Source organism: Streptomonospora sediminis, assembly GCF_054778995.1.
Map to the genome: position 1 here is coordinate 80,205 of NZ_BAAGYZ010000012.1, position 25,215 is coordinate 105,419.

At 72.1% G+C, this 25,215-nt stretch carries 21 protein-coding genes and 2 pseudogenes; 16 read left to right on the forward strand and 7 right to left on the reverse strand.

Annotated elements, in window-relative coordinates:
- Positions 1 to 16 precede the first annotated feature (16 nt).
- The 3 genes and pseudogenes from ACYVD5_RS04120 to ACYVD5_RS04130 all read right to left on the reverse strand — a co-directional run.
- Positions 17 to 931, reverse strand: a pseudogene (locus tag ACYVD5_RS04120) (2-hydroxy-3-oxopropionate reductase); the annotation flags it as partial.
- 138 nt (positions 932 to 1,069) lie between these two features.
- Complete coding sequence (locus tag ACYVD5_RS04125; RefSeq protein WP_460999538.1) at positions 1,070 to 1,882, reverse strand: hydroxypyruvate isomerase family protein; 813 nt, start codon at positions 1,880 to 1,882, stop codon at positions 1,070 to 1,072.
- Positions 1,883 to 2,200: 318 nt separating this feature from the next.
- Positions 2,201 to 2,977 carry a FadR/GntR family transcriptional regulator gene (locus tag ACYVD5_RS04130; RefSeq protein ID WP_460999539.1) on the reverse strand — a complete coding sequence of 259 codons (777 nt, stop codon included), beginning with the start codon at positions 2,975 to 2,977 and terminating at the stop codon, positions 2,201 to 2,203.
- A gap of 83 nt (positions 2,978 to 3,060) precedes the next feature.
- On the opposite strand from ACYVD5_RS04130, the gene ACYVD5_RS04135 reads away from it, so the two are divergent.
- Together ACYVD5_RS04135 and manD are read left to right on the forward strand one after the other, a co-directional pair.
- Positions 3,061 to 4,011, forward strand: coding sequence for a D-2-hydroxyacid dehydrogenase (locus tag ACYVD5_RS04135; RefSeq protein WP_460999540.1), 951 nt, complete (start codon positions 3,061 to 3,063; stop codon positions 4,009 to 4,011).
- A gap of 147 nt (positions 4,012 to 4,158) precedes the next feature.
- Positions 4,159 to 5,397 (forward strand): D-mannonate dehydratase ManD, encoded by a 1,239-nt coding sequence (gene manD / locus ACYVD5_RS04140; protein WP_460999541.1) that lies wholly within the window; start codon positions 4,159 to 4,161, stop codon positions 5,395 to 5,397.
- Between the two features lie 316 nt (positions 5,398 to 5,713).
- On the opposite strand, the gene ACYVD5_RS04145 is transcribed toward manD, so the two are convergent.
- Both ACYVD5_RS04145 and ACYVD5_RS04150 read right to left on the reverse strand, forming a co-directional pair.
- The gene (locus ACYVD5_RS04145) at positions 5,714 to 6,085 is read right to left on the reverse strand and encodes a DNA glycosylase AlkZ-like family protein (RefSeq protein ID WP_460999542.1); all 372 of its coding nucleotides are present in this window, start codon (positions 6,083 to 6,085) and stop codon (positions 5,714 to 5,716) included.
- Positions 6,067 to 6,327 (reverse strand): annotated as a pseudogene (locus ACYVD5_RS04150) (DNA glycosylase AlkZ-like family protein); the annotation flags it as partial. The pseudogene ACYVD5_RS04150 and the gene ACYVD5_RS04145, both read right to left, overlap by 19 nt.
- Before the next feature lie 373 nt (positions 6,328 to 6,700).
- Here ACYVD5_RS04150 and ACYVD5_RS04155 point away from each other — a divergent pair.
- The 3 genes from ACYVD5_RS04155 (at position 6,701) to ACYVD5_RS04165 (ending at position 12,332) form a co-directional block, all read left to right on the forward strand.
- Positions 6,701 to 8,002 (forward strand): hypothetical protein, encoded by a 1,302-nt coding sequence (locus ACYVD5_RS04155; protein ID WP_460999543.1) that lies wholly within the window; start codon positions 6,701 to 6,703, stop codon positions 8,000 to 8,002.
- A gap of 59 nt (positions 8,003 to 8,061) precedes the next feature.
- The gene (locus ACYVD5_RS04160; RefSeq protein WP_460999544.1) at positions 8,062 to 10,701 is read left to right on the forward strand and encodes a DUF7824 domain-containing protein; all 2,640 of its coding nucleotides are present in this window, start codon (positions 8,062 to 8,064) and stop codon (positions 10,699 to 10,701) included.
- Between the two features lie 878 nt (positions 10,702 to 11,579).
- Positions 11,580 to 12,332 carry an AfsR/SARP family transcriptional regulator gene (locus ACYVD5_RS04165; RefSeq protein WP_460999545.1) on the forward strand — a complete coding sequence of 251 codons (753 nt, stop codon included), beginning with the start codon at positions 11,580 to 11,582 and terminating at the stop codon, positions 12,330 to 12,332.
- Between the two features lie 382 nt (positions 12,333 to 12,714).
- Here the strand turns inward: ACYVD5_RS04165 and ACYVD5_RS04170 are convergent, their stop codons facing one another.
- Positions 12,715 to 13,497, reverse strand: coding sequence for an SGNH/GDSL hydrolase family protein (locus ACYVD5_RS04170; RefSeq protein ID WP_460999546.1), 783 nt, complete (start codon positions 13,495 to 13,497; stop codon positions 12,715 to 12,717).
- Between the two features lie 111 nt (positions 13,498 to 13,608).
- Here ACYVD5_RS04170 and ACYVD5_RS04175 point away from each other — a divergent pair, with 111 nt between their 5' ends.
- From ACYVD5_RS04175 to ACYVD5_RS04185, 3 genes are read left to right on the forward strand one after another with little or no spacing between them, the layout of a single operon-like run.
- Complete coding sequence (locus ACYVD5_RS04175; protein WP_460999547.1) at positions 13,609 to 14,283, forward strand: response regulator; 675 nt, start codon at positions 13,609 to 13,611, stop codon at positions 14,281 to 14,283.
- Complete coding sequence (locus tag ACYVD5_RS04180) at positions 14,280 to 15,815, forward strand: sensor histidine kinase (protein ID WP_460999548.1); 1,536 nt, start codon at positions 14,280 to 14,282, stop codon at positions 15,813 to 15,815. Before ACYVD5_RS04175 ends, ACYVD5_RS04180 begins: the two co-directional genes overlap by 4 nt.
- Positions 15,812 to 16,294 carry a hypothetical protein gene (locus tag ACYVD5_RS04185; protein WP_460999549.1) on the forward strand — a complete coding sequence of 161 codons (483 nt, stop codon included), beginning with the start codon at positions 15,812 to 15,814 and terminating at the stop codon, positions 16,292 to 16,294. Before ACYVD5_RS04180 ends, ACYVD5_RS04185 begins: the two co-directional genes overlap by 4 nt.
- A gap of 45 nt (positions 16,295 to 16,339) precedes the next feature.
- On the opposite strand, the gene ACYVD5_RS04190 is transcribed toward ACYVD5_RS04185, so the two are convergent.
- Entirely contained in the window at positions 16,340 to 17,557 is a 1,218-nt protein-coding gene (locus ACYVD5_RS04190; RefSeq protein WP_460999550.1) for an acyltransferase family protein, read from the reverse strand.
- Positions 17,558 to 17,788: 231 nt separating this feature from the next.
- On the opposite strand from ACYVD5_RS04190, the gene ACYVD5_RS04195 reads away from it, so the two are divergent.
- The 8 genes from ACYVD5_RS04195 to ACYVD5_RS04230 all read left to right on the forward strand — a co-directional run bounded on the left by ACYVD5_RS04195 (position 17,789) and on the right by ACYVD5_RS04230 (position 25,214).
- The gene (locus tag ACYVD5_RS04195; RefSeq protein WP_460999551.1) at positions 17,789 to 18,301 is read left to right on the forward strand and encodes a hypothetical protein; all 513 of its coding nucleotides are present in this window, start codon (positions 17,789 to 17,791) and stop codon (positions 18,299 to 18,301) included.
- Positions 18,302 to 18,538: 237 nt separating this feature from the next.
- Entirely contained in the window at positions 18,539 to 19,792 is a 1,254-nt protein-coding gene (locus ACYVD5_RS04200) for an MFS transporter (RefSeq protein ID WP_460999552.1), read from the forward strand.
- 2 nt (positions 19,793 to 19,794) lie between these two features.
- Positions 19,795 to 20,553: a TauD/TfdA family dioxygenase gene (locus tag ACYVD5_RS04205; protein WP_460999553.1), complete on the forward strand. Its 759-nt coding sequence runs from the start codon at positions 19,795 to 19,797 to the stop codon at positions 20,551 to 20,553.
- Between the two features lie 148 nt (positions 20,554 to 20,701).
- Positions 20,702 to 21,796, forward strand: a complete 1,095-nt coding sequence (locus ACYVD5_RS04210) for a FecCD family ABC transporter permease (RefSeq protein ID WP_460999554.1) — start codon at positions 20,702 to 20,704, stop codon at positions 21,794 to 21,796.
- A 1-nt stretch (position 21,797) separates the two neighbouring features.
- The gene (locus ACYVD5_RS04215; RefSeq protein WP_460999555.1) at positions 21,798 to 22,589 is read left to right on the forward strand and encodes an ABC transporter ATP-binding protein; all 792 of its coding nucleotides are present in this window, start codon (positions 21,798 to 21,800) and stop codon (positions 22,587 to 22,589) included.
- The gene (locus tag ACYVD5_RS04220; protein ID WP_460999556.1) at positions 22,586 to 23,581 is read left to right on the forward strand and encodes an ABC transporter substrate-binding protein; all 996 of its coding nucleotides are present in this window, start codon (positions 22,586 to 22,588) and stop codon (positions 23,579 to 23,581) included. The genes ACYVD5_RS04215 and ACYVD5_RS04220 overlap by 4 nt, the downstream gene beginning before the upstream one ends.
- Before the next feature lie 113 nt (positions 23,582 to 23,694).
- Positions 23,695 to 24,417, forward strand: a complete 723-nt coding sequence (locus ACYVD5_RS04225; RefSeq protein ID WP_460999557.1) for a methyltransferase — start codon at positions 23,695 to 23,697, stop codon at positions 24,415 to 24,417.
- Positions 24,418 to 24,419: 2 nt separating this feature from the next.
- Positions 24,420 to 25,214 carry a Rossmann-like domain-containing protein gene (locus ACYVD5_RS04230; protein WP_460999616.1) on the forward strand — a complete coding sequence of 265 codons (795 nt, stop codon included), beginning with the start codon at positions 24,420 to 24,422 and terminating at the stop codon, positions 25,212 to 25,214.
- The last annotated feature ends 1 nt before the right edge of the window (position 25,215 follow it).

Sequence of the window (25,215 nt, forward strand, 5' to 3'; positions counted from 1 at the left end):
AAGATGCCTTTGAGAGTCAGCCGGTCGGACCGGGGTCGCCGCCGTCCCGCCCGGAGAGCCGTTCCACGCCCAGCAGCAGCGCGGAATGGTCCAGGTCGCCGTGGCCTTGGGACCGCAGCGAGCCCATGAGCGTCGCGGCCAGGTTGCCCAGCGGGATCGCCACCCCCGCATCGCGCGCGGCCGCGGTGACGATGCCCAGGTCCTTGTGGTGCAGGTCGACCCGGAAGCCCGGCGCGAAGTCGCGCTCCAGCATCGCCGCCGCCTTGCGGTCCAGCACCGTATTGCCCGCCAGCCCGCCGGCCAGGACTTCCACGGCCCGCTGCCGGTCGACGCCGTGCGCCTCCAGGAACACCAGGGACTCCGAGACGAGCTCGATCACCCCGGCGACGATGAGCTGGTTGGCCGCCTTGACCGTCTGGCCGGCGCCCGCGGGGCCCACGTGGACCACCGTCGCGCCGAGGGTCTCCAGGATGGGACGGGCCTCGGCGAAGGAGTCCTCGCCGCCGCCGGCCATGATCGACAGCTTGGCCTCGATGGCGCCCTGCTCGCCGCCGCTGACGGGCGCGTCCAGCACACCCACGTTCCGCTGCTCGCCGGCCGCGGCAACGGCGCGCGCCACGTCGGGGCGGATCGTGCTCATGTCGATGACCAGGCTGCCGGAGCGCATGCGGTCGAGGACCCCGCCCTCGGCGAGCACGGTGGACTCCACATCGGGCGAGTCCGGCAGCATGGTGATGGCGATGTCGGCTTCGGCCGCGGCTTCGGCGGCCGAGGGCGCGCTGCGCCCGCCCGCCGCGACCAGCGCCTCCGCCTTCTGCGGGCTGCGGTTGTGGCCGACAACGTCGTAGCCGGCGCGGACGAGATTGGCGGCCATGGGGCCGCCCATGACGCCCAGACCGATGAATGCGATGGTCTTCAAGTCAGCCTCCTGGAGTGGTGGTTCGGGGTGGCCGGGGTGGCCGGGGTTCCGGGTTTCCGGCGGCCGGTAGGTGGCCGGACGGTTCGGGCCGGCGGGCCGGCGGTCTGCCGGACCGGGGGTGCCGCGGGCGAGCTGTGCGGGCGGCGCCGCTCAGGCACCCTGGGCTCCTGCGATGCCCGGCAGGGCACCGGGCGTCCGCGCCCAGCCGAGCGGATCGGCCGCACCGCTCGCGTACTCCAGCGCGGTCCAACCGGTGTAGCCGCCGGCCGCGAGACCGTCCAGCCAGGTGCCCAGCGGGAGGTCGCCGCTGCCGGGGGCTCCGCGGCCGGGCAGGTCGGCCACCTGGACATGGGCGATGTGCCGGCGGTGCCGGGCCGCCGCCGCGGGCACGTCGTCGCCGTTGGCGGCGAGGTGGTACATGTCCAGCAGCAGGCCGAGGTTGGCCGCCCCGGTCGCCGCTGCGACGCGGTCGATGACGGCGACCGCGTCGTCGGCGGTCTTGATGGGGTAGGCGGGGGTACCGCTGACGGGCTCGATCAGCACGGTCCCGCCGATCGGGGCCAGCTCGGCGGCGATCCGGCCGAGGACCTGTTCGGCGCAGGCGTCCTGCTCCGCGGCAGCCAGGTCCGGGCGCCGGTTGCCGTACAGGGCGTTGAAGGAACGGCAGCCGAGTTCCTCGCCGATGTGCCGCACCACCTGCACATTGGCCAGCAGCTCGCCGGTGCGGTCGGGCCAGGAGACCACGCCGCGGTCGCCGCCGGCCATGTCGCCCGCGAACAGGTTCAGTCCCACCAGGCTCAGCCCGGAGGCCCGTACGGTGCCGATGAACTCGGCGACCTCCGCCGCGCCGGGATCGGCTTCCGCGAACGGCCACCAGAACTCGACGGCGGTGAAACCCGCCTGCCGGACGGCCTGCAGGCGTTCCGCGATGCTGCGGTCCTTCAGCAGGATCGAGCAGTTCACGGCATAGCGCGGCGTAGCAGGTGCATCAGGTGTAGCAGGTGTATCAGGAGTACCCACTCTTCCCCCGTTTCCGATATACGGTTCGCGGTCGGCCGGACCGCCGGCCGAACCGCTGCGTTGGCTGAACCTCTGTTGGCCGGAACCTTCTGCTGGCCGAACCACTTCTGCAATTGGTCCGACCACCTGACCGGTAGTGAAGCTAGGGGGCCGTCCGACGCCGTGTCAATACGGTGGCTGAAGCGGCCGCGGTGTCGGCGGCGGCCCCTGGGGCCTTGCCTCAGCGGCTCAGGGCCAGGGGCTTCAGGAACGCCAAGACCGTCAAGACCGCGGCGGGGACTGCTCCCCGCCGGGTTCCGGCTCCGCTTCCGGCTCCAACTCGGTCAGCAGCGCCGTCTCGATCGCGGCGGTGTGCGCGGCCATCAGCTGCCGTGCCCGGCGGTGGTCGCGGGCCTCGATCGCGCGCAGCACCCCGCGGTGGTGGTCCAGGTAGTGCTCGGCCATGTTCTCCCTGCTGCGGGAGCGGTGCTTGAGTTCGCTCCACATGCGCTCGTGCATCAGCCCTACCAGGGTCTGCTGGAGCGCGAGCAGCACACTGTTGTGCGAGGCCGCGGCAACCGCGAGGTGGAAGTCGGCGTCGGGCTCGGAGGGGTCCTCGCCCAGGCGGGTAAGCCGCTCCTGCCGGTGCACCGTCTCTTCGATGGCCACCAGGTCGCTGGAGGTCCGCGACGTCGCGGCGTGCTCGGCGCACACCGGTTCCAGCGACGAGCGCGCCACGATCAGGTCCAACGGGCTGTGCTGCCCGGCCACTGCGGCGCGGGCCCGCAGCACGGTGGCCTCCGACCCGCCGTCGCCGACCACGTAGGTGCCGCTGCCAACGCGGACCTCCAGCACACCCGCGTGTTCGAGCACCCGGATGGCCTCGCGCACGGAGCCCCGGCTGACCTCGAACTGCTCGGCCAGTATGCGTTCGGCGGGCAGCGGACTGCCCACGGGGAAGCCGCCCGAGCGCACACTGCCCAGGATCTCCTCGGCGACCGAGGAGTAGACCCTGGACCGCTCGATTGCGCTGAAGGCAGCGCGGTCCCGCTGTGCCATCGCGCAACCGCCCCTTCTATACTGTCGAACCGGTCGGACCAATATCAGGGGCAACTTATCAGAACAAGTCCGGGAGGGGTCGCGTGCCAGCAGGGGAACTAGTGCTCGTCGGCGGTCGGCTGAGCGAGGACGACCAGGAACGCGTCCGCAGCGCCGCGGGTGCGGCGCAGGTGGAGTTCGTCGACCGGTTGGGCGACCGCCCCGACCTCATCGGAAAGGCCGCCGTGATCGCCGGAACCCTGGCGGCCGAGGACATCCCCCGAGCATCGAACATGCGCTGGGCGCACACCTGGGCCGCCGGAGCGGACGCCTACCTGCGCGCCGGGATCGCCGAGCACCCCGCCCTGGTGACCTCCTCGGCCGGCAACGGCGCGGTACCGCTGGCCGAACACGCGATGCTGCTGATGCTGATGCTGAACCGCGGCGCCGCGCGGTGGGCGCGGGCCCAGCGCGAACACCGGTGGGACCGCTTCGAGCACGGCGAACTCAACGGCCGAACCTGCGCCATCGTCGGCCTGGGCAACTGCGGCCTCGACCTGGCCGCCAAGGCCAAGGCGTTCCACATGCGTGTGGTGGGCCTGCGCCGCCGCACCGAACTGCCCGCGCCCGCGGTCGACCGCGTTTACGCGCCCGCGCAGATCGGCGCGTTCCTCGCTGAAGCGGACTTCGTCGTGGTCACCGCCGCCCTGACCGCCGAAACGGCGGGCCTGATCGGCCGGCCCGAGTTCGCCGCGATGCAGGAGTCGGCCTGCGTGGTCACCGTGTCGCGGGGCGGGATCGTCGACGACGGCGCGCTGGAGGAGGCACTGCGCGAAGGGCGCATCGCCGGCGCCGGGCTCGACGCCCACGGGACCGAGCCGCTGCCGCCCAACAGCCCGTTCTGGGATATGCCCAATGTCGTCGTCACCCCGCACAACGGGGCGACGACCGCGGCGACGCAGCGGCGGGCCGTGGACATCTTCGTCGCCAACCTCGAACGCGACGCCCGCGGGCTGCCGCCGGCCAACGTCGTCGACAAGTCCGCCGGGTACTGACCGGCGGCGGCCCGGCCCCGGCCCGGCCCGGGAGGCAGGATGGGCGGTGGGCACCCCGCAGCCGCCCGCGACCACCCGCGAGACCACCCGCGGCCGGGAAAGCGGCCGCGCCCGATCGCACCCCACCGGAAAAGGACACCGCACCCCGTGATCATCGACAGGGCCGAAGTCGTCGTTACCAGCCCCGACCGGAACTTCGTCACCCTCCAACTGACCACCGACGACGGGCTCACCGGCCTCGGCGACGCGACCCTCAACGGGCGCGAGTTGGCCGTGGTCTCCTACCTGCGCGACCACATCGTGCCGCTGCTCCACGGCCGCGACGCCCACCGCATCGAGGACACCTGGCAGTTCCTCTACCGCGGCTCCTACTGGCGCCGCGGTCCGGTGACGATGGCCGCCATCGCCGCCGTGGACATGGCGCTGTGGGACCTCAAGGGCAAGGCGGCCGGGCTGCCCGTCTACCAGCTGCTCGGCGGCGCCTCGCGCACCGGCCTGCTCGCCTACGGCCACGCCTCCGGCCGCACGACCGCCGAGCTGTTCGACAGCGTGCGCGAACACCAGGAGCAGGGGTACCGCGCCATCCGCATCCAGGCGGGCGTGCCCAACCTCAACTCGATCTACGGGATCGCCTCCAACGCGACGTCGGCGGGCAACGAGGGCGTGCGCTACGACCACGAACCGGCCCAGCGCGGCGCACTGCCCAACGAGGAGGACTGGGACACCGGCAGCTACCTGCGCCACATCCCGACCGTGTTCGAGGCCGTGCGCAACGAGTTCGGCCCCGAGCTTCCGCTGCTGCACGACGCCCACCACCGCCTCACCCCCATCCAGGCCGCCCGGCTCGGCAAGGACCTGGAGCCCTACGACCTGTTCTGGCTGGAGGATGTCACCCCGGCCGAGAACCAGGAGGCCCTGCGGCTGGTCCGCCACCACACCACCACGCCGCTCGCGCTCGGCGAGATCTTCAATACCGTCTGGGACTACCAGCTGCTGATCCGCGAGCAGCTCATCGACTACGTGCGCAGCGCGGTGACCCACACCGGCGGCATCACCCACCTCAAGAAGGTGCTCGACTACGCCGCCCAGTACCAGATCAAATCGGGCATGCACGGGCCGACCGACGTGTCGCCGGTGGGGATGGCGGCCGCGATGCACCTCGGCCTCGCGGTCCACAACTTCGGCATCCAGGAGTACATGCAGCACGGCGAGCGGACCGACGAGGTGTTCCAGCAGTCCTTCACCTGGCAGGACGGCCGCCTGCACCCCGGCGACCAGCCCGGCCTGGGCGTCGCGCTCAACAGCGACGAGGCGGGCAAGTACCCCTACGCGCGCGCCTACCTGCCCTTCAACCGGCTCGCCGACGGGACGGTGCACGACTGGTGAACCCGTGAGCCGCCGAGCCCCGGCAGCGGCACCTCCGGCGCGGCGGGTTAAGGGTCCCGGAGGGGGCGGCCCGGGTCCACTATGCGGCCTGGTGGTTTGCCGGGCGGCGGGTGGCCTGCACGGAAAAGCGGCACCGAGGGCGGCGGTCGGCTCGGGCAGGCGCGCGCGTGTCCGTTGTGTCGGTTTTTCGGCGATGATCATGTTGGAATGCCCATCTCAGCTTTGATTTTTGGGCATTTCCGCAGGGTCGGCGCGCCGCCCGCCCCGGCACCGGCATGCCGGGCAGCCCGATCGGCCAGGGCTTGTTGTACAAGGCTTACTCCGCGCAGGAGACCTCGGTGCGGGAGGCGCCGCGCAGCGGGGCGATCGCCTGTGCTTCATGGTCGATCGCCTCGCGCTCGGCGCCGCTGAGGGACGCGAAGGGGCGGACGGTGATGTCGACGCGCTTGCCCTGCTTGCGGGCGTTCCAGACACCGGCGATGCGGCCGTCGACCAGCACCGCCCCGGGTGAGCCCACCCGGCGCCAGAGGTCGCGGTGGCGGGCGGTGTCGCCGAGGACCGTGGTGCGGTCGCGCTGCTGGATATAGGGGTCGCCGGCCGGCAGCAGGCGGACGCCCTGCGCAGCACCCCGGTGGTGAACACGTCGAGGTCGCGTGCGGGGAAGACGAACGGCGAACCGCGCATGCACCAGGTCTGCAGGAGGCTCTTGTCCTCCGCAACGGCGCGGTCGAACTCCGCAAGGCCGAACCCGTCGAGCCGGGCGTGCAGGGCCAGGGCGGCCGCGCCGGGCGGACTGTTCTGCACGGCGCAGGCGCCGGCGGCATCGAGCAGATCGCCGAGGGGGCGGCGCCGGGTCAGATCGTGGGTGGTCAGCCGGAAGGCGCGCACCTGGTCGGCACCGACGCGCACCGCGGTATCCGAGGCCGCCATGGGCACTCCGTTCTCGTTATGCGGGCCGCTGTCGCAACCGGTTGCCGCCACCCGCGACCGGATACCGCTGATACCTGCCGGTTTCCGGCGCTTTCAAGCAGTTTCCGGTTGAGCCTGCCGTGCCGCCGCGGCCGGGGGTTCCTGTCGGCACCTGCCCATAGCGTGTCCGCGTGACAACCGCACATACACTCCCATGCCCGCCCGGATCCCCCGCATCACCCGCATTCCCCGAACGTGCCCGCGCCCGCGGCCGGGCGCCCGTTCGGTCCGGCGGCGTCCTCCGGCGGCGCCGCCTGCGTCGGCCCCCGGGCCGGCAGGGACTTTGCACCACGCCCATCGTCCGCTATGTGCCGCGGTCACAGGAAACGACACCATGCACCTGGTCGAACCCATCAAAGCCGGCGACATCCCCGGAGTGCTCAAAGCACTGCACGCGATGACGCCAGAGCAGCGCGCCGCCTGCGCTCCGGACCTGGCGGCCACCCGCGAAACCATCTGCGCGGGCCCGAGCGTACGCAGGACCGACGAAGTGCGGACCGCCCACGGCATCGCCGAACTGGGCTGCCAGCCCTCCCCCGAGGCCCTCATCGCATCCTGGCATCTGCTTCCCGACTTCCCGCTCAACGGAAGCCGCTGGGCGAGGGACCTCGCCAACCTGTTTCCCACTGCGTGGCAGACCGAGCTGGTCGCCCGGATGGGTGCAGGGCCCCAGCCCCCGCAACGGCCCCACCACTGGTTCGTACTTGCCGAACACATCATCCGCAGCACCGGCTGCCCGATACCGGCCTCCGACTTTTTCCTCCGGCTCTGGCTGGAAAACCGGCAATCCGGGAACCCGCTCGCCCTGCTGCTCGATGGGGCGGGGACGCCTGGCGCCGACCTGCGGGAGCGGCTGCGCGACGACGACTTCTCCCCCGCCCTCCTCCCATTGGCCGTGGAACGGCCGACGATCCCCATCGCGCAACACCACCGGACGTTCGCCGACCTCGCAGCCGACGGTGTGATCGACCGGGCCGCCCTGATCCGCCGCACCTTCGCCGACATGGCCGCCGCCCCCGAATCGTGGCCGATCGACCGGTTGGCGTATTTGGCGCTCACCGCCGAAGAGCACGCCCGGATGACCGGCGAGCGCGTCGAAATCGTCGGTCGCCTGCTTGCGTGCCTGCTCAAAAGCGGCACCCCCGCGCAAACCAGATTGTTCATCCGGCGGCTGCGGGCCTTGGCTCCCACCGCCGCCGAAAACGCGGTCTTCCTGCGCGAGCACGTGGCGATGCTGGACCTGTCGCCGCCGGTGGCCGGCTATGCGCACCAGGCCCTGATCGGGGTGGACGAGGCGGAACCGCTGGATCCCGGCGTACTCACCGAGATCTCCGAACACACCCTGCTTCGCCCGCAAAAGAAGCCGGTCCGCACCCAGCTCGCCTGGCTCAACCGGGTCGCCCGCCGCGACCCGGCACGCGCGGGCCGGGTACTGGCCGATGCGGCAGTGGTGTTCCGGCATCCGGATGCGGCGCTGCAGGAGCGCGCTCTCGACCTCGTCGCCCGCCACCTGCCCAATGCCGGCGCGGATGTGCTTCCGGAACTGCGGGCCGCCGCCGAAGCGCTCGACCCGTCTCTTGCGGCCCGGGCCGCCGAGCTGCTCGGCACCCCGCAGGCCGGCGGCGCCGGCCAATAACCCGAAAACGGCAGCACCCGGCTCCTGCTCGACATACCGCACCGAGAAAAGACAACACCATGAACCTGATCGAACTCGTCGAAACCGGCGACATCGCCGGAGTACTCGAAGAACTCGGCGCGCTCACCCCGGATCAGCGCGCCTCCCGCGCCGCGGATCTGGCGGCCCGCCGCGAAGCCATGGACAGGATGGACAGATACACCTGGGGATGCCTCGATAACAATGTGAAAGACGCGTGGTGGGCCGTCGAACTGGCGGGCCGGACCACCCCGGAAAGCGCTGCGGCCTGGCTCATGGAACCCAGCTATCTCTGGGGCATGAGCTGCGGCCCGATGGTGGCTGCCGTGTACCTGTACCCCGCCGAGTGGCGAGTCGAGTTGGTCGCGCGGCTCGGCGAGGCCACGCACGGGTGGACCGGCGGCTGGTTCGCACTGGCCGAACACATCATCCGCGACACCGGCTGCACGCTACCGACCTCCGACACGTTCATCCAATGCTGGCTGCGGGACCGCATCCAGGCCCGGAAGCGGGCGCCCGGCGTGCTGGGCGGGTCGCGGGGCGCCACTCCCGCGGAACGGCTGCGCAACGACGACTTCGCCGGAGCGTTGCTCCAACTGGCCGTGCAGCGCCCGGGGGTCGGTATCCGGCACAGCCGCGAGGTATTCATCGAGCTCGCCGCCGAAGGCGTCATCGACCGTGAAATGCTGGGCAACCGCACTGCCGTGGACCTGCTCCAAGGCGACCCGGCCCAGGCGGACGCGGTGAAGGCGCTGGAGGGCCGCCCCCTCACCTCCACCGAACAGGACCGGTTGGCGACTGCCCGCCGACAGGCCGCCGAGCCGAGTATCGCCCGGCTGCTCCAGGACGGTGCGGTGAAGTGGCTTAAGCAGCACTTCGCGAATCTGCGGGACTTGGCGCTCACTCCCGCCGAGAACGCGGTGTTCCTGCGCGACCATGTCGCCATGCTCGACCTGTCGTCTCCGGTGGCCGGCTACGGCCAGGAGGTCCTGACCGGGTTGGACGGGGCGGGACTACTGGAGCCCGATGTACTGACCGAGGCGTGTGAGCGCATTCTGCTTCGACCGGAAAAGAAGCTGGTGCGTGCCCAACTGTCCTGGCTGGACCGGGTTGCCCGGCGCCGGCCCGCACGCGCGGGGCGGGTGGCGATCGACGCGGCAACGGCCTTGCAGCACGCGGACGTGGCGCTGCAGGAACGCGCCCTCGACCTCATCGCCCGGCACCTGCAGGCCGCGGGCGGGGAGGTGCTGCCCCAACTGCAGACCGCCGCCGCAGGGATCAGCCCGGGGCTGGCCGCGCGGGCCGCCGAACTGCTGGGCCTGCCGCAGGGCGGGGAAACCGGACGGTACACCGAGATACTGCCGGCCGCCCCCGAGCCGCAACCGGTGCCCGGCCCGGTCGCATCCGTCGCCGAGGCCGCCCAAGAGGTCGCCGTCGCCCTGGCCGACCGCGACGACGTCGCGGCCTTCGAGCGGGCGCTCGACGGGCTGGTCCGCCACGCCCGCCTCGACCGCGAGGCCCTGTCCGACGCGCTCAAACCGCTGGTCCGCAAGAAGCCGCGGCGCCCTTCCCACGACCGCAAGCACGACGACATATACGACGTCGCGGTGGAGGTGTGCGGCAGCGAGCGCCGGCGGTTGCACATCAACCTGCCCAAGAGCCGCTTGAACCTGGCGATCTCCCGCGCCGGAATGATGCTCCAAGAGCGCCTGAGAGAGGCCATCGAGGTGATCGAGGCCGACTCGCAGCCGTTCTTGCTGGCGCTGCCGACCCTGTCCACCGGCGCCATCGACGCCGCCGTGCTGGTGGAACGCATCGCCGAATTCGAGGAACTCGGCATAACGCCCGCCCCCATCGACCTGGCCCAAGCCCTGCTGCGCGTCGACCCCGCACCGGATGAACCGGTGCTGCGCGCCGCCGAAAAACTCGGATCCGACGCCGGGCAGCGGTTGGCCCAATGGCTGCGCGCAGGCGGCCTGGAACACCAGGACTCCACCCCGCCGGGATGGCCGCACCGTCTGCGACGGGAATCGGATCCCGCATGCCCCGGCCCGGCAACCGAACTTCGGCTCCCGCCGATCGCCGCCGCCCTGGTCGGACCGCGCGAGACCGAGGACACGCAATTCCGGTACCCCGGACCGCGCTGGACGGCGCAACTGCCGCACCACCGCGACGAGGTCGCGGCGCGTCTCCCCCGGCGGTCCGACTTCGAGGACGCCCACGAGCGCGAAAAGCCAGTGGCGGCGTTCTTGGTGGAGGCCGGCGGCCCTGCTGGGTTCGCCGTGCACTGGAAAGTCGCCTACGACCTGAACGAGGTTGCGGAACCGCTCCTCGTACTCGCCGCACAGGGGCAACTGGACTGCCGCCTGCTCGGCGAGCAGGTGGCATTGCTGGTGGGCGTGCGCGGCGGCCTCAGGGCCAACCGGGCGGCCGCCACGCTGCGCACCGCGGCCGAGACCGGCGCCTATGCCACCGTGTGGTCGGTGCTCGCCGCCGCCCTGCCCGGGATGCTGCGCGGCACCCCCGACCGCGGCGCCGGCGCGTTCCTCGCGCTCGCCGTCGAATGCGCCTCCCGGTGCGGGGCCACGGGCCCGATCCCCGAGGTCGACGCCGTGGCCGGACGCAAGGGGTCCACCCAGACCATCAAGAACGCCCGCCTGCTGCGCGACGTGCTGCGCTGAGCACCGGCGGATCCGCGCGGCGCGCCTGATCGCGGTCGCGATGGCCGGGCCGGGGCGGAAGTCCATCCGCCTCGGCCCCGTAACCCGGGCGGCGCCCGCCGCCCGGATTCGCCCGGCGCCGGCGGCGCAGCGGGCCCGGTGGGCCCGGATCGCTTTTCCCGGCCGGGGCCCGCCGCTTGCAAGCGGAAATCCCCGGTGAATTCCCCCGGCAGCCGGGTCCTGTGATCATTGGTCCGTATACGGTCTTCTCCGTGCACTTCTCCGTATCCGAGAGCAAACCGGCGGCCACCCTTTGTGACCGATACATTTCGGGGGCATTACACCGGTCCCGTTAAACGGGCAAGCACCCCCATGACCGGATGCGGACAAGAGGATTTCCGCAGGTGGCAACGCCGCACCGGAATTTCATTCGGTTTTCCTTGATCAGGATTCGCGACTATAGTGAGAACCGCTGCGGTGATCTTCCACCCGCTTCCCCCGGAGAGGAGTGCAGCAAAGAACGCACGGGCAAGATCAAAAATGGCGTCCACGGCTTCCGCGTCGCATCCCGGACGCACCGGGTAGTGGCGAGTCACGGCACACCGCACTGGAGAGCGCCGGATATCCGGACCGGCCGAGGCCGGCCCGGAGCCCGTATCCGCCCCGGGTCCCGGCTCTGCACGCGGTGCCCGGCGGGGGTGGGACGGGAATCCCGCCGCGCCCTCCGAATTATGTGCGGCGACAACCGGGAATTGCGGTGCATTTCCGCATTCGAGCGTGCTCGGGCCACCAACGGCTCACGCCGACCGCGATCCGATACCGTTCCATCCGAAGCTGGCGGTGAAAACGTGAACCCTGACGTGCTGCGCCTTTCCATTCTTGGTCCGGTAAAAGCATCGATGAACGGAACAGACGTACTCATCGGCGGAACGAAACAGCGAACGGCTCTTGCCGCGCTGCTACTGCGTGAAGGCCGCGTACTGCGCACCCATGAACTGGCTCGTTTCCTATGGGACGAAAATCCCCCGGCAACGGCATCGGCGCAACTGCATACGTATGTATCGCGCCTGCGCATGGCACTGGGACCGCGGGTCAACATACGGCACCAGAACGAAGGCTACGTCCTGCAGGCGGTCGGTGCCCGAATCGACTACCGCGACTTCCGCGCCCTGGCACAAGACGCGCAGGACCGGATCTTTCGGGGAGAGCACGAGTCGGCGCTCAACCTGCTCTGCGAAGCGCTGCGGCTCTGGCAGGGGCCGGCCTTGGCCAACACGACGAGTTTTCTGGCCGAGGTGGCCGCGCCCGAGCTCGAAGAGCACCGGATCAGGGCGCTGGAGACCCGTTTCGAATCGGAGCTGCTCCTCGGCCGCTACGGCGACCTCGTCCCCGAGTTGATGGGACTGGTGCACGAGCATCCCTACCGCGAGGGCCTGCGGGCGCAGCTCATGCGTGCGCTGTACCTGGAGAACCGGCAGGGCGAGGCGATACAGGTCTTCCACGACGGCCGGTACCTGCTTGCCGAGGAGTTGGGAGTGGCACCGAGCGACATGCTCGTGCGCACCTACCAGGCGATCCTCAACGGGCATGCGCCGATGTCGGCCTTTCGCCGCCACCGCCGCGCGGGCGCCGCGGATGCTGCGCTGATATAGGCCTCGTATAGCTGCACCGCCGACCCTGGGGCTCGGACACAACTCGACACAACTTGGTGGTAATCGCTGGCAAGCGGTCTGGGGCTCTTCGGCTGCGGACCGCCGTGGCCGTTATGGGGTCTCATGGCCCCGTCTGAACCCGGAACCGCGGAACCGCCGGCGCCGCCCGCCTCGGCCGCACCGTTCTCGTTGATCGGCGAACGCGACCGGGAACGGTTGCCGCAGGGTTGGCCACGGGTCCGCTCGGCGGCCTTGCCGGTGATCCCGGCGATCATGCGGTTATGCCGCGAGCCGGGACCGGATCACGGCATAACCGCATGGTCGTTGCCGTACACGGCCCCGGAAACGGGCAACAGGAACCCCCGCCCGCCGGCCGCGCCCCTCAGCAGGCCTTGAAGTGGTCGTCGGCGGCCCAGTCGCCCTCGGCCCACTCCTCGGCCGGGGCGGGGCTGAAGCCGGGGTAGGTCTCCGACAGTTCCGACAGCAACCAGTCGGTGAATCGGGCGGCACCCTGCGGGCAGGTGTGGATGCCGTCAGGGTTGCGGTCGGCCATGCCGTCCCTGGTCTGCTGGTAGGAGTCGCCCCACACCTCGCCGGCGTCGAACAGGTGGGCCTGCTCCGAGCTCTCGGCGACCGCGCCGGCGACGTCGGCGGCCTGTTCGAGTTCGGACATGTGCGGCTTGTAGAACTCGTCGGGCTTGATGGGCGGCATGGTGACGAAGACCAGCTCCGCACCGGTCTCGGTGACCGTGTTCAGCAGCTTCTCGTAGCCCGCGCGCTGCTCCTCCTTCTTGCCCCAGTCGTAGGTGGTGATCTGGTAGATGACGATGCCGGGTTCGGCGGCCGCGATTTGGTCGGGCAGCTTCTTCCAGTTCTTGTCGGCGAACGGTCCCACCACGTTGCCGCCGCCCTCGGCGGCCATCGACTCGAACTCGGTATCAGCGGCCTCCAGCGCCTCGGCCATGGGCAGCGCTTGGCCCACCGCGATGGAGTCGCCGAGCAGGACCACCGGGGACACGTCGTGTTCTGGGGAGGCGGATGCCGACGAGGCGTCCTCGCCGGAGGGTGTATCGGCCTGGGTGGCGGCGCTGCCGCATCCGGCGGTCAGGGTGGCGAACAGGAGCAGTCCGGTCAGCGCGCGGACGGGTTTCGCATTTTCGATCATGGCCCGATGGTGGCGCCGCGACGTCCCGGCTCCTCTGCTGCCGTGTCGCGGTCGTGTCGCAGTAATCGGGACTTTTCGTCCTGGTCGGACGGTGTGCTCCATACTGGGCGGGTGGTCGCGATACTGCTCATTGAAGACGATCCCCTGGTGCGGCGCGGGTTGGAGCTCGCGCTGGGCCGGCACGGCCACGGCGTCCGGGCGGCAGCCGACGGCGAGGACGGGTTGCGCGAGTTCCGGGCGTCGCCGCCGGAGCTGGTGGTGCTCGACCTGATGCTGCCGGGCACCGACGGGTTGGTGGTGTGCCGCCGCATCCGGGCGGTCAGCGACGTACCGGTCATCATGCTCACCGCGCGCGGCGACGACTTCGACGTGGTCGCCGGACTGGAGGCCGGTGCGGACGACTACGTCATCAAGCCGGCGCAGCCCACCGTGCTCGACGCGCGGATCCGCGCGGTTCTGCGCCGCTCCCCCGGCGGTTGCGGCGGTGTGCGGGTGCACCGCGATCTGCGGATCGACACCGCGTCGCTGACCGTGTCGCTGCACGGTGCACCGGTCCTGCTGTCGCCGACGGAGTTGCGGCTGCTGCTGACCCTGTCCCAGGCGCCGAACCAGGTGTTCAGCCGGCAGCAGCTGCTGGAGCTGGTGTGGGAGCACGACTACCTGGGCGACTCCCGGCTCGTTGACAACTGCGTCCAGCGGCTGCGGTCGAAGATCGAAACCGATCCGGCACGGCCGGAGTACGTGCAGACCGTGCGCGGGTTCGGTTACCGGTTCGGACCGGTTTGATCAGGCGGCTGTGGCCAACTGGGCTGCGCACGCGGCTGGTGGTCGCGTTCGTACTGGTCACCGTGCTCGGTGCCGCAGCAGCGGCTTGGGCGAGCGCCGGATCGGCGAGCACCGCACTGGTCGCCTCGACGCAGCAGCAGCTCACCAGGGCCACCTCGTCGCAGATCGGTTCGATCGCTCCGCAGCTGACCTATCCACCCGACCAGGACGAACTCGACCGGTTGCGGGCGGCGGTCGGCTCGAACGTACTGGTCACCTATGACGGGCTGCAGTCGGCTGAAGGGGCCGCCACCGATCTCGTCACCGTCGAACTGCGCGAGGCCGTGCGCCACCGGGACCGCCTCGTGACGCAGCGGATCGCCGCCGGCGGCAAGTCGTGGCTGCTGATCGGCACCCCGATCATGGCCACCGACCCCGACGGTTCGCGCAGCCCCTCCGGCATCGAGGTGTATGTGGTGCGCGACCTGTCCGATGTCGAGGACCAGATCGACGGGCTCGCCTGGTCCGCTACCCGGACCGCGGCGCTGGCGGTGCCGCCCGCAGTGCTGCTGGCCCTGCTGGCCGCGGGCAGCGTGCTGCGTCCGGTGCGCCACCTCCGCGACACCGCGCGCCGGCTGGCAGCGGGCGACCTCGATGCGCGCTCCCGTCCCCGCGGCTCCGATGAGCTGGCCGAGCTGACGGCCACCGTCAACGGGATGGCCGAGTCGGTGCAGACGTCAATGGCCGCGATGGAACGCATGCAGGCCGACGCCAAGCGGTTCGCCGCGGATGTGTCCCATGAGCTGCGCACCCCGCTGAGCACCTTGGCGGCCGTGATGGAGGTGCTGCAGGACGCGTCCCACCGGATGGAGGCCGACGCCGGCGAGTCCGCGCGGATGGCGATCACCGAGACCGACAGGCTGGTCCGGCTCGTCGAGGACCTGATGGAGGTCTCCCGTTTCGACGCCGGGACCGCGCAGCTGCGGCTGGAGGATACCGACGTGGCGGGCGCCGTACGCGACTGCCTGCGCGCCCGGGACTGGCTGGACGATGTCGAGGTGGCGGGTCCGGAGGGGTTGGCGGCGCGGCTGGACCGGCGCCGGCTGGACGTCATCGTGGCCAACCTGGTCGGCAACGCACTGCGGCACGGCCGGCCGCCGGTGCGCGTGCACGTGCGGGCCGCCCGCGGGCCGGAGGAACAGGTCGAACAGCCCGAGCAGGGCGAACAGGCCGAACAGGGCGGGCCGACCGCCCAGAGCGAGTCGGAGGGGCGGGCCGATCAGGTGTTCATCGAGGTCACCGACCACGGAGGCGGCATCCCCGAGCAGGTCCTCCCGCACGTGTTCGACCGCTTCTACAAGGCCGATGCCGCCCGCGCCCGCACCCCGGGCAGCGGGCTCGGGCTGGCGATCGCCGCGGAGAACGCCCGCCTGCACGGCGGCGGCATCACCGCGGAGAACACCGGCGGCGGCGCGCGCTTCCTGCTGCGGCTGCCGCGGGGCCCGCAGGAGGAACCGGCGGAGGAATCCGCGGAGGAGGGTACGGACACATGAGGCGGGTCTGGCCGGCGGCGGCCGCACTGCTCATGGCGCTGACGGGCTGCGGCATCGAGCCCACCGGGGTGACCGATGGCGGCAGAGCGCCCACCGGCGTGGCCGGCGGGGTCACGCTCTACTTCATCGACCAGCGCGGGCGGCTCCAACCGGAGCTGGTGGACAGCGGCCGGCTGGATACGGTCGACCGGGCACTGACCATGCTGTTCACCATGCGTCCCGGCGGGCCCTACCTGCACACCGACATCCCGCCGGACGCCACGACACGGGCCGTTGTGACCACCGAGTCCGGGCTCATCGAGCTGATGGTGCCGTTCGCGCTCGAAGAGCTGACCCCGCGGGCGATCGACCAGATCGTGTGTACGGCACTGGGCGTGCACGTGCAGGGCGGCGGGTCGACGCGCACGAGGGTGCAGGTCCGGTTCACGCTGGACACGCCCGAGTCCCGCGAACGGCGCACCTGCCCGCTGATCGGGTGAACCGGCCGAGCCCCGGCGGATCGGATGGGCCGGGCGGCCCGGGGCTCAGTCCAGCAGCCCCGGGTCGACGGCGGGCGGCGCCGGAGCCGGCACTGCGAGCCACAGCGCGGCGAGGCCCACCATGAGCGCGGCGAACGCGAACACGCCCGACCGCCCGCGGGCCCAGGAGGCGCGGAACCGGATCGGGTCTTCGACCAGGTACTTCGATAGCGCGGCCAAGCCGATCGACACGGCGCACACCAGCACCGTGCCGGCCCACCCGCCCGCTCCCGCAGGCTGCGGGCCCAGCAGGACGATGACGGGCCAGTGCCACAGGTACAGGCTGTAGGACACGAGCCCGAGCCACCGCAGCGGCCGCGCGGCAAGGGCGCGTGCGACCGCGGTCTGCGGCGCTTGGGCGCACAGTCCGATCAGCGCCGCAGAGGCGAGCGAGTGCGCGAACAGCCCGCCGGTGAACAGCCACACCGAGTCGGCCCCGTCGACCAGCACCCACGCCGCACCCATGGCGGCTGCCAGCACCCCCAACACGGCGCCCGGCCACCGGCCGACCGCCGCACGGGCGAACACGGCGCGCACCGGCCGGGTGGCGGCCGCGGCGCCCAGCAGCAGCGAGAACGCCCGCGTGTCGGTGCCGGTGTAGACCCGGGTGGGGTCGGCGGGGTCGACCAGCAGGACCATCAGTACCAGCGAGCCGGCCGAGACCAGTGCCGCGGCGGCCGCGACCCGGCCGTCCACGCGCCGCCCGAACCAGGCGATGGCCAGTACCAGCACCGGCCAGACCAGGTAGAACTGCTCCTCGACGGCGATGCTCCACAGGTGCTCGAACACCCGGGGCGCCTCGAACCGGTCCCAGTAGCCCGACGATTCCGCGAGCAGGTGCCAGTTGACCAGGTTCAGCTGCACCCACGGGCCGTCCGCGAGCGTCGTCCGGACGATCTCGGCCGGTGCCACCGCCCAGACCACCGCGGTGACGGCGGCGAGCATGGCCGCCAGCGCGGGCAGCAACCGCCGGATGCGCCGCCCCCAGAACGCGGTCAGCGAAACCGTGCCGGTCGTCTCGACCTCGCGCAGCAGCAGGTCGGTGATGAGGTAACCGGACAGCGCGAAGAACAGGTCCACTCCGAGGAACCCGCCGGGTAGCCGGTCGGTGTGGAACAGCAGCACCCCCAGGATCGCGACGCCGCGCAACCCGTCCAATGCCGCCAGATGCCGCTGTGGTCCTATGCTCGCCCGATCGGGCGCGACCGCGTGGATTTCCGCCATGGCGCCGACTGTCCCCCAGCAGGGTCCGGATCGTTTCCCCGCAGTGTCGCGATCGTGTCGCGGCCCGAGGCGAGCGCGCCGCGCCGGATCGGCCCGGCCCCGGGCGACCGCGGCCATTGGGAAGGCCACCGGGCACGGCACGGCGACGCCTCCCCCGAACGCGCAGGGGACGCGGCCGGATTCGCGGCGGTGAGGACGTGAGTCGCGGCCGCGGCCGGGCAGCCGACCGGTATGGACACCGGGCTGAAAATCGGAACGAACGCCGCCGCGGTGATCGCGGGCGCCGCCTCATCGGTCGGCCGGGGGTTGCTCGCCGGGCTGGTCGGGACGGCGGCCATGACCGTATCCAGCACGATCGAAGCCAGGCTCAGCGGCCGGGGCCCCAGCACGGCCCCCGCCCAGGCGGCCGGAACGGTCATGGGCGTCGAGCCGCGAAACGAGTCGGGCGAGCAGCGGTTCAACACCATGGTCCACTGGGGCTACGGCACCATGTGGGGCGCGGCGCGCGGGCTCATCGGCGACGCCGGCCTGCACGGCCCCGCGGCCGCGGCGGCGCACCTGGCACTGGTGTGGGGCGGTGAGCAGGCCGCGCTGCCCGCGACGGGCGTGTCGTCCCCCGCCTGGCAATGGGGGCCCCGGCAGATCGCGATCGACCTGCTGCACCACTCCGTCTACGCCGCGGCCACCGGCTGCGCCTATGACCTCCTCGGCTGCGCCCGAGACCGGGCTCCCCGCGGCGGGTAGCGGCAAAGACGGCGGTGGACCGCTGATGGCTCCGCCGCCACCGGCGCGCTCCGGCTCGGCATTTCCGAAGCCTGACCCGGTTCCTGTTTCCCCTTCCGGTTCGCGGCCCGCCCGCGGCCCCGGCCCCGGCGACACGGCGGTGGTCCGGTCCTTCGGCCGGTACGAGATCGTGCCGAATCGATAACCGTTTTCGTTATCGTTAAGGCGACCACGACCGACCCGAAGGAGTGTCTTCCCGTGACGTCATCGCCGACGCCCCACGCGTCCACGGCAACCCAAAGCAGGCCGTCGGTCCTGCTCGATCCGGCGTTCCTGCGGTTGTGGGCGGGCACCACCGCCTCAGGGCTGGCCACGTGGGCGCTGCCGTTCATCCTAGGACTGGCCGTACTCGACCGCGGTCTCACGGCGGCCGGCCTGGGTATCGTGCTCGCCACCCGCACCGCGGGCTTCCTCGCGGCCGTGCCCGTGGGCGGCATGCTGGCCGACCGCTACTCGCGGCGCGCCGTTGTGCTGTGGTCGGGGCTGGCCGCCGCCGCGGCCACGCCCGTCATCGCCATCGGACTGGGGCAATCGGTGGCGCTTATGGCGCTGGCCGCGGCCGTGGTGGGCGCGGGCCAGGGCGCCTGCCGGCCCGCGTTCCAGGCGCTGACCGCCGAGGTCGTCGACGAGCCGCGCCGCCAACCCGCCAACGCCGCGATGACGTTCGCCGTGCGCATCACCACCCTGCTCGCCCCGGGCCTGTTCGCGCTGCTGGCCACCGCCGCCGACACGCCGGTCCTGCTGCTGGCCACCGCGGCGCTGTGGCTGTGCGCCGCCCTGGTGCCGCCGCGCGGTGCGCCGGTCCCGCCCGCCGCACCCGCCCGCGCCCCGTTCACGACCGAGTTCGCCGACGGCATCCGCGAAGCCCGCCGCCACCCCTGGTTCATGCCCGGGCTTGCCGCGCTGACCGCGGTCATCGCCACCGGCTACTCCGCGACCGGGGTGGCGCTGCCCCTTGTCAGCCGGGACACCTACGGCACCGAGGCCGTGCTCGCCGGGGCGCTGACCGCCTACACCGCCGGCGCGCTGGCCGGGGCGCTGCTGGTCGTGCGCTGGCGGCCCCGGGCGCAGGGCTGGGCGGCGCTGGCCGGGCTGGCCTGCTACGGCTTCGCGCCGCTGAGCCTGCTGCTGCCCGTGCACCCCGCTGCGGTCATCGCGGCCTATGTGGTGGCCGGTATCGGCATCGAACTGTTCAACGTGCCCTGGTTCACCGCCATCCAGCGCGAGGTCGAGCCCGCCAAGCTCGCCCGCGTGTCGTCGCTGGACTTCCTGCTCTCCTACGGTCTTGCCCCGGTCGGGCTGGCGCTCATCGCGCCGGCCATCGACCACTTCGGCACCGGCGCCGTGCTCGGTTTCTGCGCCGCGGCCTGTTTCGCCGCCCCCGCTGCGGCGGCGCTGGCCCCCGGATCGCGCGGGTTCTCCCGGCCCGCCCCGTCCACCACCGGAGGTTGACCGTGCCACCCTCACCCTCGGACGCCGGAATCGTCCCCGCCCGGCTGCCCGCCGGATCCCGCGCCCGCGAAGCACTGCACCGCGACGGCGCGGTCGTGCTCACGGGGCTAGAGCCCACGGCCGACGCGCTCGCGGTCGCCGCCGCGCTCGTCCACGGCAGCGGACTGCGCCAACTGTTCCCCGTCCGCGAGCGGCGCTCGCACGGCGGCGGCCCGGTGCGCCTGCACGCCGACAGTTTCGACACGGTCGTGGACATCGCCGGGGTGCCCACCCGGCGGCGCGACCCCGACGAGGACGCCGTGTTCGTGCAGTGCCTGCAGCCCGCACCGTCGGGCGGGGATTCCTTCGCCGCCGATGCCTACGCCTTCGCCGACGCCTGCGCGGCCGGCGATCCCGACCTGTGGGAGTTCCTCACCGGAGCCGATGTCGACCTCTACGGCGCCTGGCACGATATCCGCGGCGTGCCCGCCGCGCCGCGGGTGGCGCGCCACGTGGAGTACACCCGCACCGGCCGGCGCATCGTGCGCCGCACCGACGGGGCCGCGCCGCTGCACCGCGATCCCCGCGCCGACGAAATCCGCGCCATGCTCGACCGGTTCCAGCACGCCCTGGACGAACTGGAATCCGCACTGCCGCGGTTCCGGATGGGTGCGGGCGACATCCTCGCGCTGGACAACTACCGCTGCTGGCACGGCCGCGATGCGCACTCCGGCGACCGCTCCGTGCGCATCCTCACCGCCCGCACCGCCGCCGCCCGGTGAGAACCGGGCGGCGGCACCCGCCCGCGTCGGCCCTGGCGGCCGGACCCGGCCAGATGTGACACAGAACTCCTTGGCATCCACCTATGGACGGCAATGATTTTCATTTTTAATATGACATGACGGTCCGGCGCCGATACGCGGAGGCTGTATGACGGTGGCAGCGACAGCGGCTTCCCCGGCGACCCGATCGTCACCGCCATCGGCCGCCTCCCGGGCCGCGTTACCGCTGGCGGTCGCCGGCCTGTCGGCCGTCCTGCTGGTTTCGATCGTGCTGGGTGTGGCGCTGGGCCCGGCGATCGTGCCGCTGCCCGACACCCTGCGCTACCTCGCCGCCGCCATCACCGGTGGCACGGTCAGCGCGCAGGACACCACCGACTACACGATCATCTGGCAGGTCCGCACCCCCCGGGTGCTGCTGGCCGCCGTGGTCGGCGCCGGGCTGAGCGCCATCGGCGTGGCCGTGCAGGCCATGGTGCGCAACGCGCTGGCCGACCCCTTCATCCTCGGGGTGTCCTCGGGCGCCTCGGTCGGCGCCAGCGCCGTGGTCTCCTTCGGCCTGTTCTCCGCCCTCGGGGTCTACGCGCTGTCGGGGGCGGCGTTCCTCGGCGCGCTCGCCGCCTCGGTACTGGTGTACCTGGCCGCGCACAGCCGGGCCGGCACCAGCCCGCTGCGCCTGGTCCTCACCGGGGTCGCGCTCGCCTACGGGTTCCAGGCCGCCATGAGCGTCATCGTCTTCTTCGCCCCCTTCGGCGAGGCCGCCCGGTCGGTGATGTTCTGGCTGCTGGGCAGCCTCGGCGGCGCGGCGTGGGGTTCGCTGCCGATCGCGGCCGCCGCCGTGGCCGCGGCCATCGTGCTGCTACTGCGCAGCAGCCGCGCGCTGGACGTACTGGCCATGGGCGACGAATCCGCCGCCGGCCTGGGCGTCGACCCCACCCGCCTGCGCCGGGGCCTGTTCCTGCTCACCGCGGTGGTCACCGGCGCGCTGGTGGCGGTCAGCGGCGCCGTAGGCTTTGTCGGACTGGTGATGCCGCACCTGGTCCGCATCCTCGTCGGCGCCGACCACCGCCGCGTCCTGTCCATCGCTCCGCTGGCCGGGGCGGTCCTGCTCGTCTGGGTCGACCTGGCTTCACGCACCCTGTTCGCGCCGCGGGAGCTGCCGCTCGGCGTCATCACGGCGCTGATCGGTGTGCCGGTGTTCGTCGCCCTGCTGCGCCGCCGCGGCTACCTGTTCGGAGGCCGCTGACATGGACGTGGCATTCGACGGCGTCTCGGTCGAGATCGCAGGCGCCACCCTGGTCCGCGACCTGAGCCTGAAGGCCGGCGACGGCGAGGTCGTGGGGCTGGTCGGCCCCAACGGCAGCGGCAAGTCAACGGCGCTGCGCTGCGTCTACCGGGCGCTGCGCCCCACCGGCGGCGCCGTGCTCCTCGACGGCTCCGACATTTCGGCGCTGTCCCTGCGCGACAGCGCACGCTCGGTTGCCGCGGTACCCCAGGACAACCGGTCCGACCTCGACTTCACCGTCGCCGAGATCGTCGCGCTGGGCCGCTACCCCCACCACCGCGGCAACCACGCCCTCAGCGACCGCGAACGGCGCATCTGCGCCGAGGCCCTCGAACGCACCGACATCACCCACCTGGCCGACCGCGGCGTGCTCTCGCTCTCGGGCGGCGAGCAGCAGCGGGTGCTGATCGCGCGCGCCTTGGCCCAAGAACCGCGGGTGCTCGTGCTCGACGAACCCACCAACCACCTCGATGTGCGCCACCAGGTGGCGCTGCTGTCGTTCCTGCGCAGCTGCGGACTCACGGTGCTGGTGGCCCTGCACGACCTCAACCTGGCGGCGGCGGCCTGCGACCGCATCGCCGTGCTCGACAGCGGAACCCTCGCCGCCGCCGGCCCGCCCGGCGAGGTACTCACCCCCGACCTCGTCGACCGGGTGTTCGGCGTGCGGCCCACCGTGGTCTCCCACCCGCACACCGGGGCACCGCAACTGCTCTACACCCTCACCCCCGACTCCCCTGGAGGAAGCCAGCCGTGAACCGGAGCCCGGCCGTTCCGCCCGCACTGCTCGCCGCCTGCCTGCTCGCCACCACCGCCTGCGGCGCCGACGTGCAGTCGCAGACCCGGAACGGGCCCCAGCCCGTGACCATCGAAAACTGCGGCGAGGAGATCACCTACCCGCTGCCGCAGCGGGCCGTCGCCTACGACATGAGCAGTACCGAGAAGATGTTCGCGCTCGGGCTGGCCGACCGGATGCGCGGCATCGTCATGCCCAGCACCGCCGACCCCGCTGTCGAACGCTCGCCCTATCTGGAGGACTACCGGTCCGTCGAGACCCTGTCCACCGATGTGCTCGGGTTCGAGACCGTCGTCGACGCCAAGGCCGACTGGGTGCTGGCGGGGTGGAACTCCGGGTTCGGCGAGGACCGCGGCATCACGCCCGACCGCCTCGCCGAGGTGGGCATCCGCAGTTACCAGCACACCGAGAGCTGCTTCAACTACGGCGACGACCCCGTGCAGGTCCCGCCGCTGAAGGCGCTCTACACCGACCTGCGCCAGATCGGCCGGATCTTCCACGTCGAGGACCGCGCCGAAAAGCTCGTCGCCGACCTGCAGGAACGCGCCGCCGACCTGCGGGAAAACCAGCCCGGCGGCGAACCGGCGCGGGTGTTCGTCTACGACTCCGGCACCGACCAGCCCTTCACCTCCGGCGGGCAGGCCTCACCCAACGCCATCGTCTCGCTGGCCGGCGGACGCAACATCATGTCCGGGCTCGACCAGCGCTGGACCACCGTCGGCTGGGAATCCGTGGTCGAGGCCCGCCCGGAGGTCATCGCGGTCGTCGACTACGGCGACCAGCCCGCCGCCGACAAGATCGACTTCTTGAAGTCGCACCCGCCGCTGGCCGACAGCCCGGCCGTACGCAACGACCGGTTCCACATCATGGACTACGGGGCGGCCGTGAGCGGGCCGCGCAACATCGAGGCCGCCGAGGAGCTCGCCGAGTACCTGCGCTCGATCGACCGCTGATCCCGCCCGGCCCCCGGACCGCCCCGCACCGGCCCGGCCCGCCCTGCCGGCCCGACCGCACGCATGCCCGTCCGTCCGCTCGACCAGGAAACCGACCAGCAAGGAGCGCTCCGGTGCCGGAAAGCCCTCTCGCGCAACTGCCTCCTCCCCTGCCCGCCGCACAGATCATCGCTCTGAACCGCCCCAAGGCCGACCTGCACACCACGCGCAGCTACGAGTGGAACGGCTGGGCCTTCGACGTACCGCCCGGCGTGTTCCTGCCCGGCGCCACCAGCCGGATGATCCACGAGCGCCTCCTCAGCGGCGACATCGACGTGCGCGGGCGCCGCTACGCAGCCATGGGGGCCGGGCTGGGCGTCGAAGCGGTCGTCGCCGGGCTGCGCGGTGCCGCCGAGATCCACGCCGCCGACATCCACCCCGAGAGTGTGGCTGCGGCGGCGCACAACTACGAGCGCATCGTCGGCGACCCCGCCGGCACGGTGTTCAGCCCCATCGTCGGCGACCTGTTCGCCGGCTTCGGCGACGGTGCGCGGCTGGACGTGGTCACCTTCAACCCGCCGGCGGTCAGCCAGCAGGTGAGCGAGGACCCCGACGTGGTGCGCAACGTCTGCCTGGGGGCGCCGCTGCTGGCCGATTTCTTCGCCCAGCTCGCCGAGCGGGAGCTGCTCGCGCCCGGCGGCGAGGTGTTCCTGGTCGTGTCCAACACCGCCGACCTGCCCGCCATCATCGGCCGCGCCGCCGACGCCGGTTTCACCGCTGAAATCCACCACTTCCACGACTGGCGCGACGGCGTCCTCACCTACATCTTCCGGCTGCACCGCGGTGATGCGGCGTGAACGTGGCCGAGGTCTTCGCCGGTGTCTCGGCCGGCCGCTACGGGCCCGACCCGGCACGGGAAGTGGCGACCAGTGTGTTCTGGGCGCACCACGGAACCCGCCTCGCCGGAGGCGCCACCACCTACCTCAACCAGTACGTCCTGGTCCGGCTGGGCCGCGCATTCGGCGCCTGCGCCTTCGAGCCCGGCGAGCTCGACCCCGGCATCTGCGCCGATGCCTCCGGCAGCACACTGGCCGAGCTGCTGGGCGAAGGCCCGCTGCCGCTGCGCATCGCCGCCCTCGACGCCTATCTCGCCCAGCAGCGCCCGCACCGCGACGACCCGGCGGCCGAACGCGTGGTGCTGCCCGCGGGAACCCCCGAGGTGCGGGCCCGGGCCCGGGACGCGGCGATCGCCGGGCTGCTGACCACAGCGCCCGGCGCCAAGGTCGCCCTGATCGGCGTCGTCAACCCGCTGGTGGCGGCCATCCGCGAACGCGGCGGGGTATGCCTGCCCTGCGACCTGAACCTGCGCACCACCCAGTGGGGCGACCCGGTCGCCGATTCCGCCGACGAGGTGCTCGCCGCCGCCGACGCGGTCGTGGCCACCGGCATGACCCTGGGCAACGGCACCTTCGATACGATCCGGAGCCGCTGCGCGGACCGGGGCATCCCGCTGATCGTCTACGCCCAGACCGCCAGCGCCGTGGCGCGCGCCTTCGTCGGTTCGGGGGTTGCCGCCCTGTCCGCCGAACCGTTCCCGTTCTCCCAGTTCAGCAGCGAAGAGAGCGCGCTTTACCGCTACCGCGCGGAGACCTGAC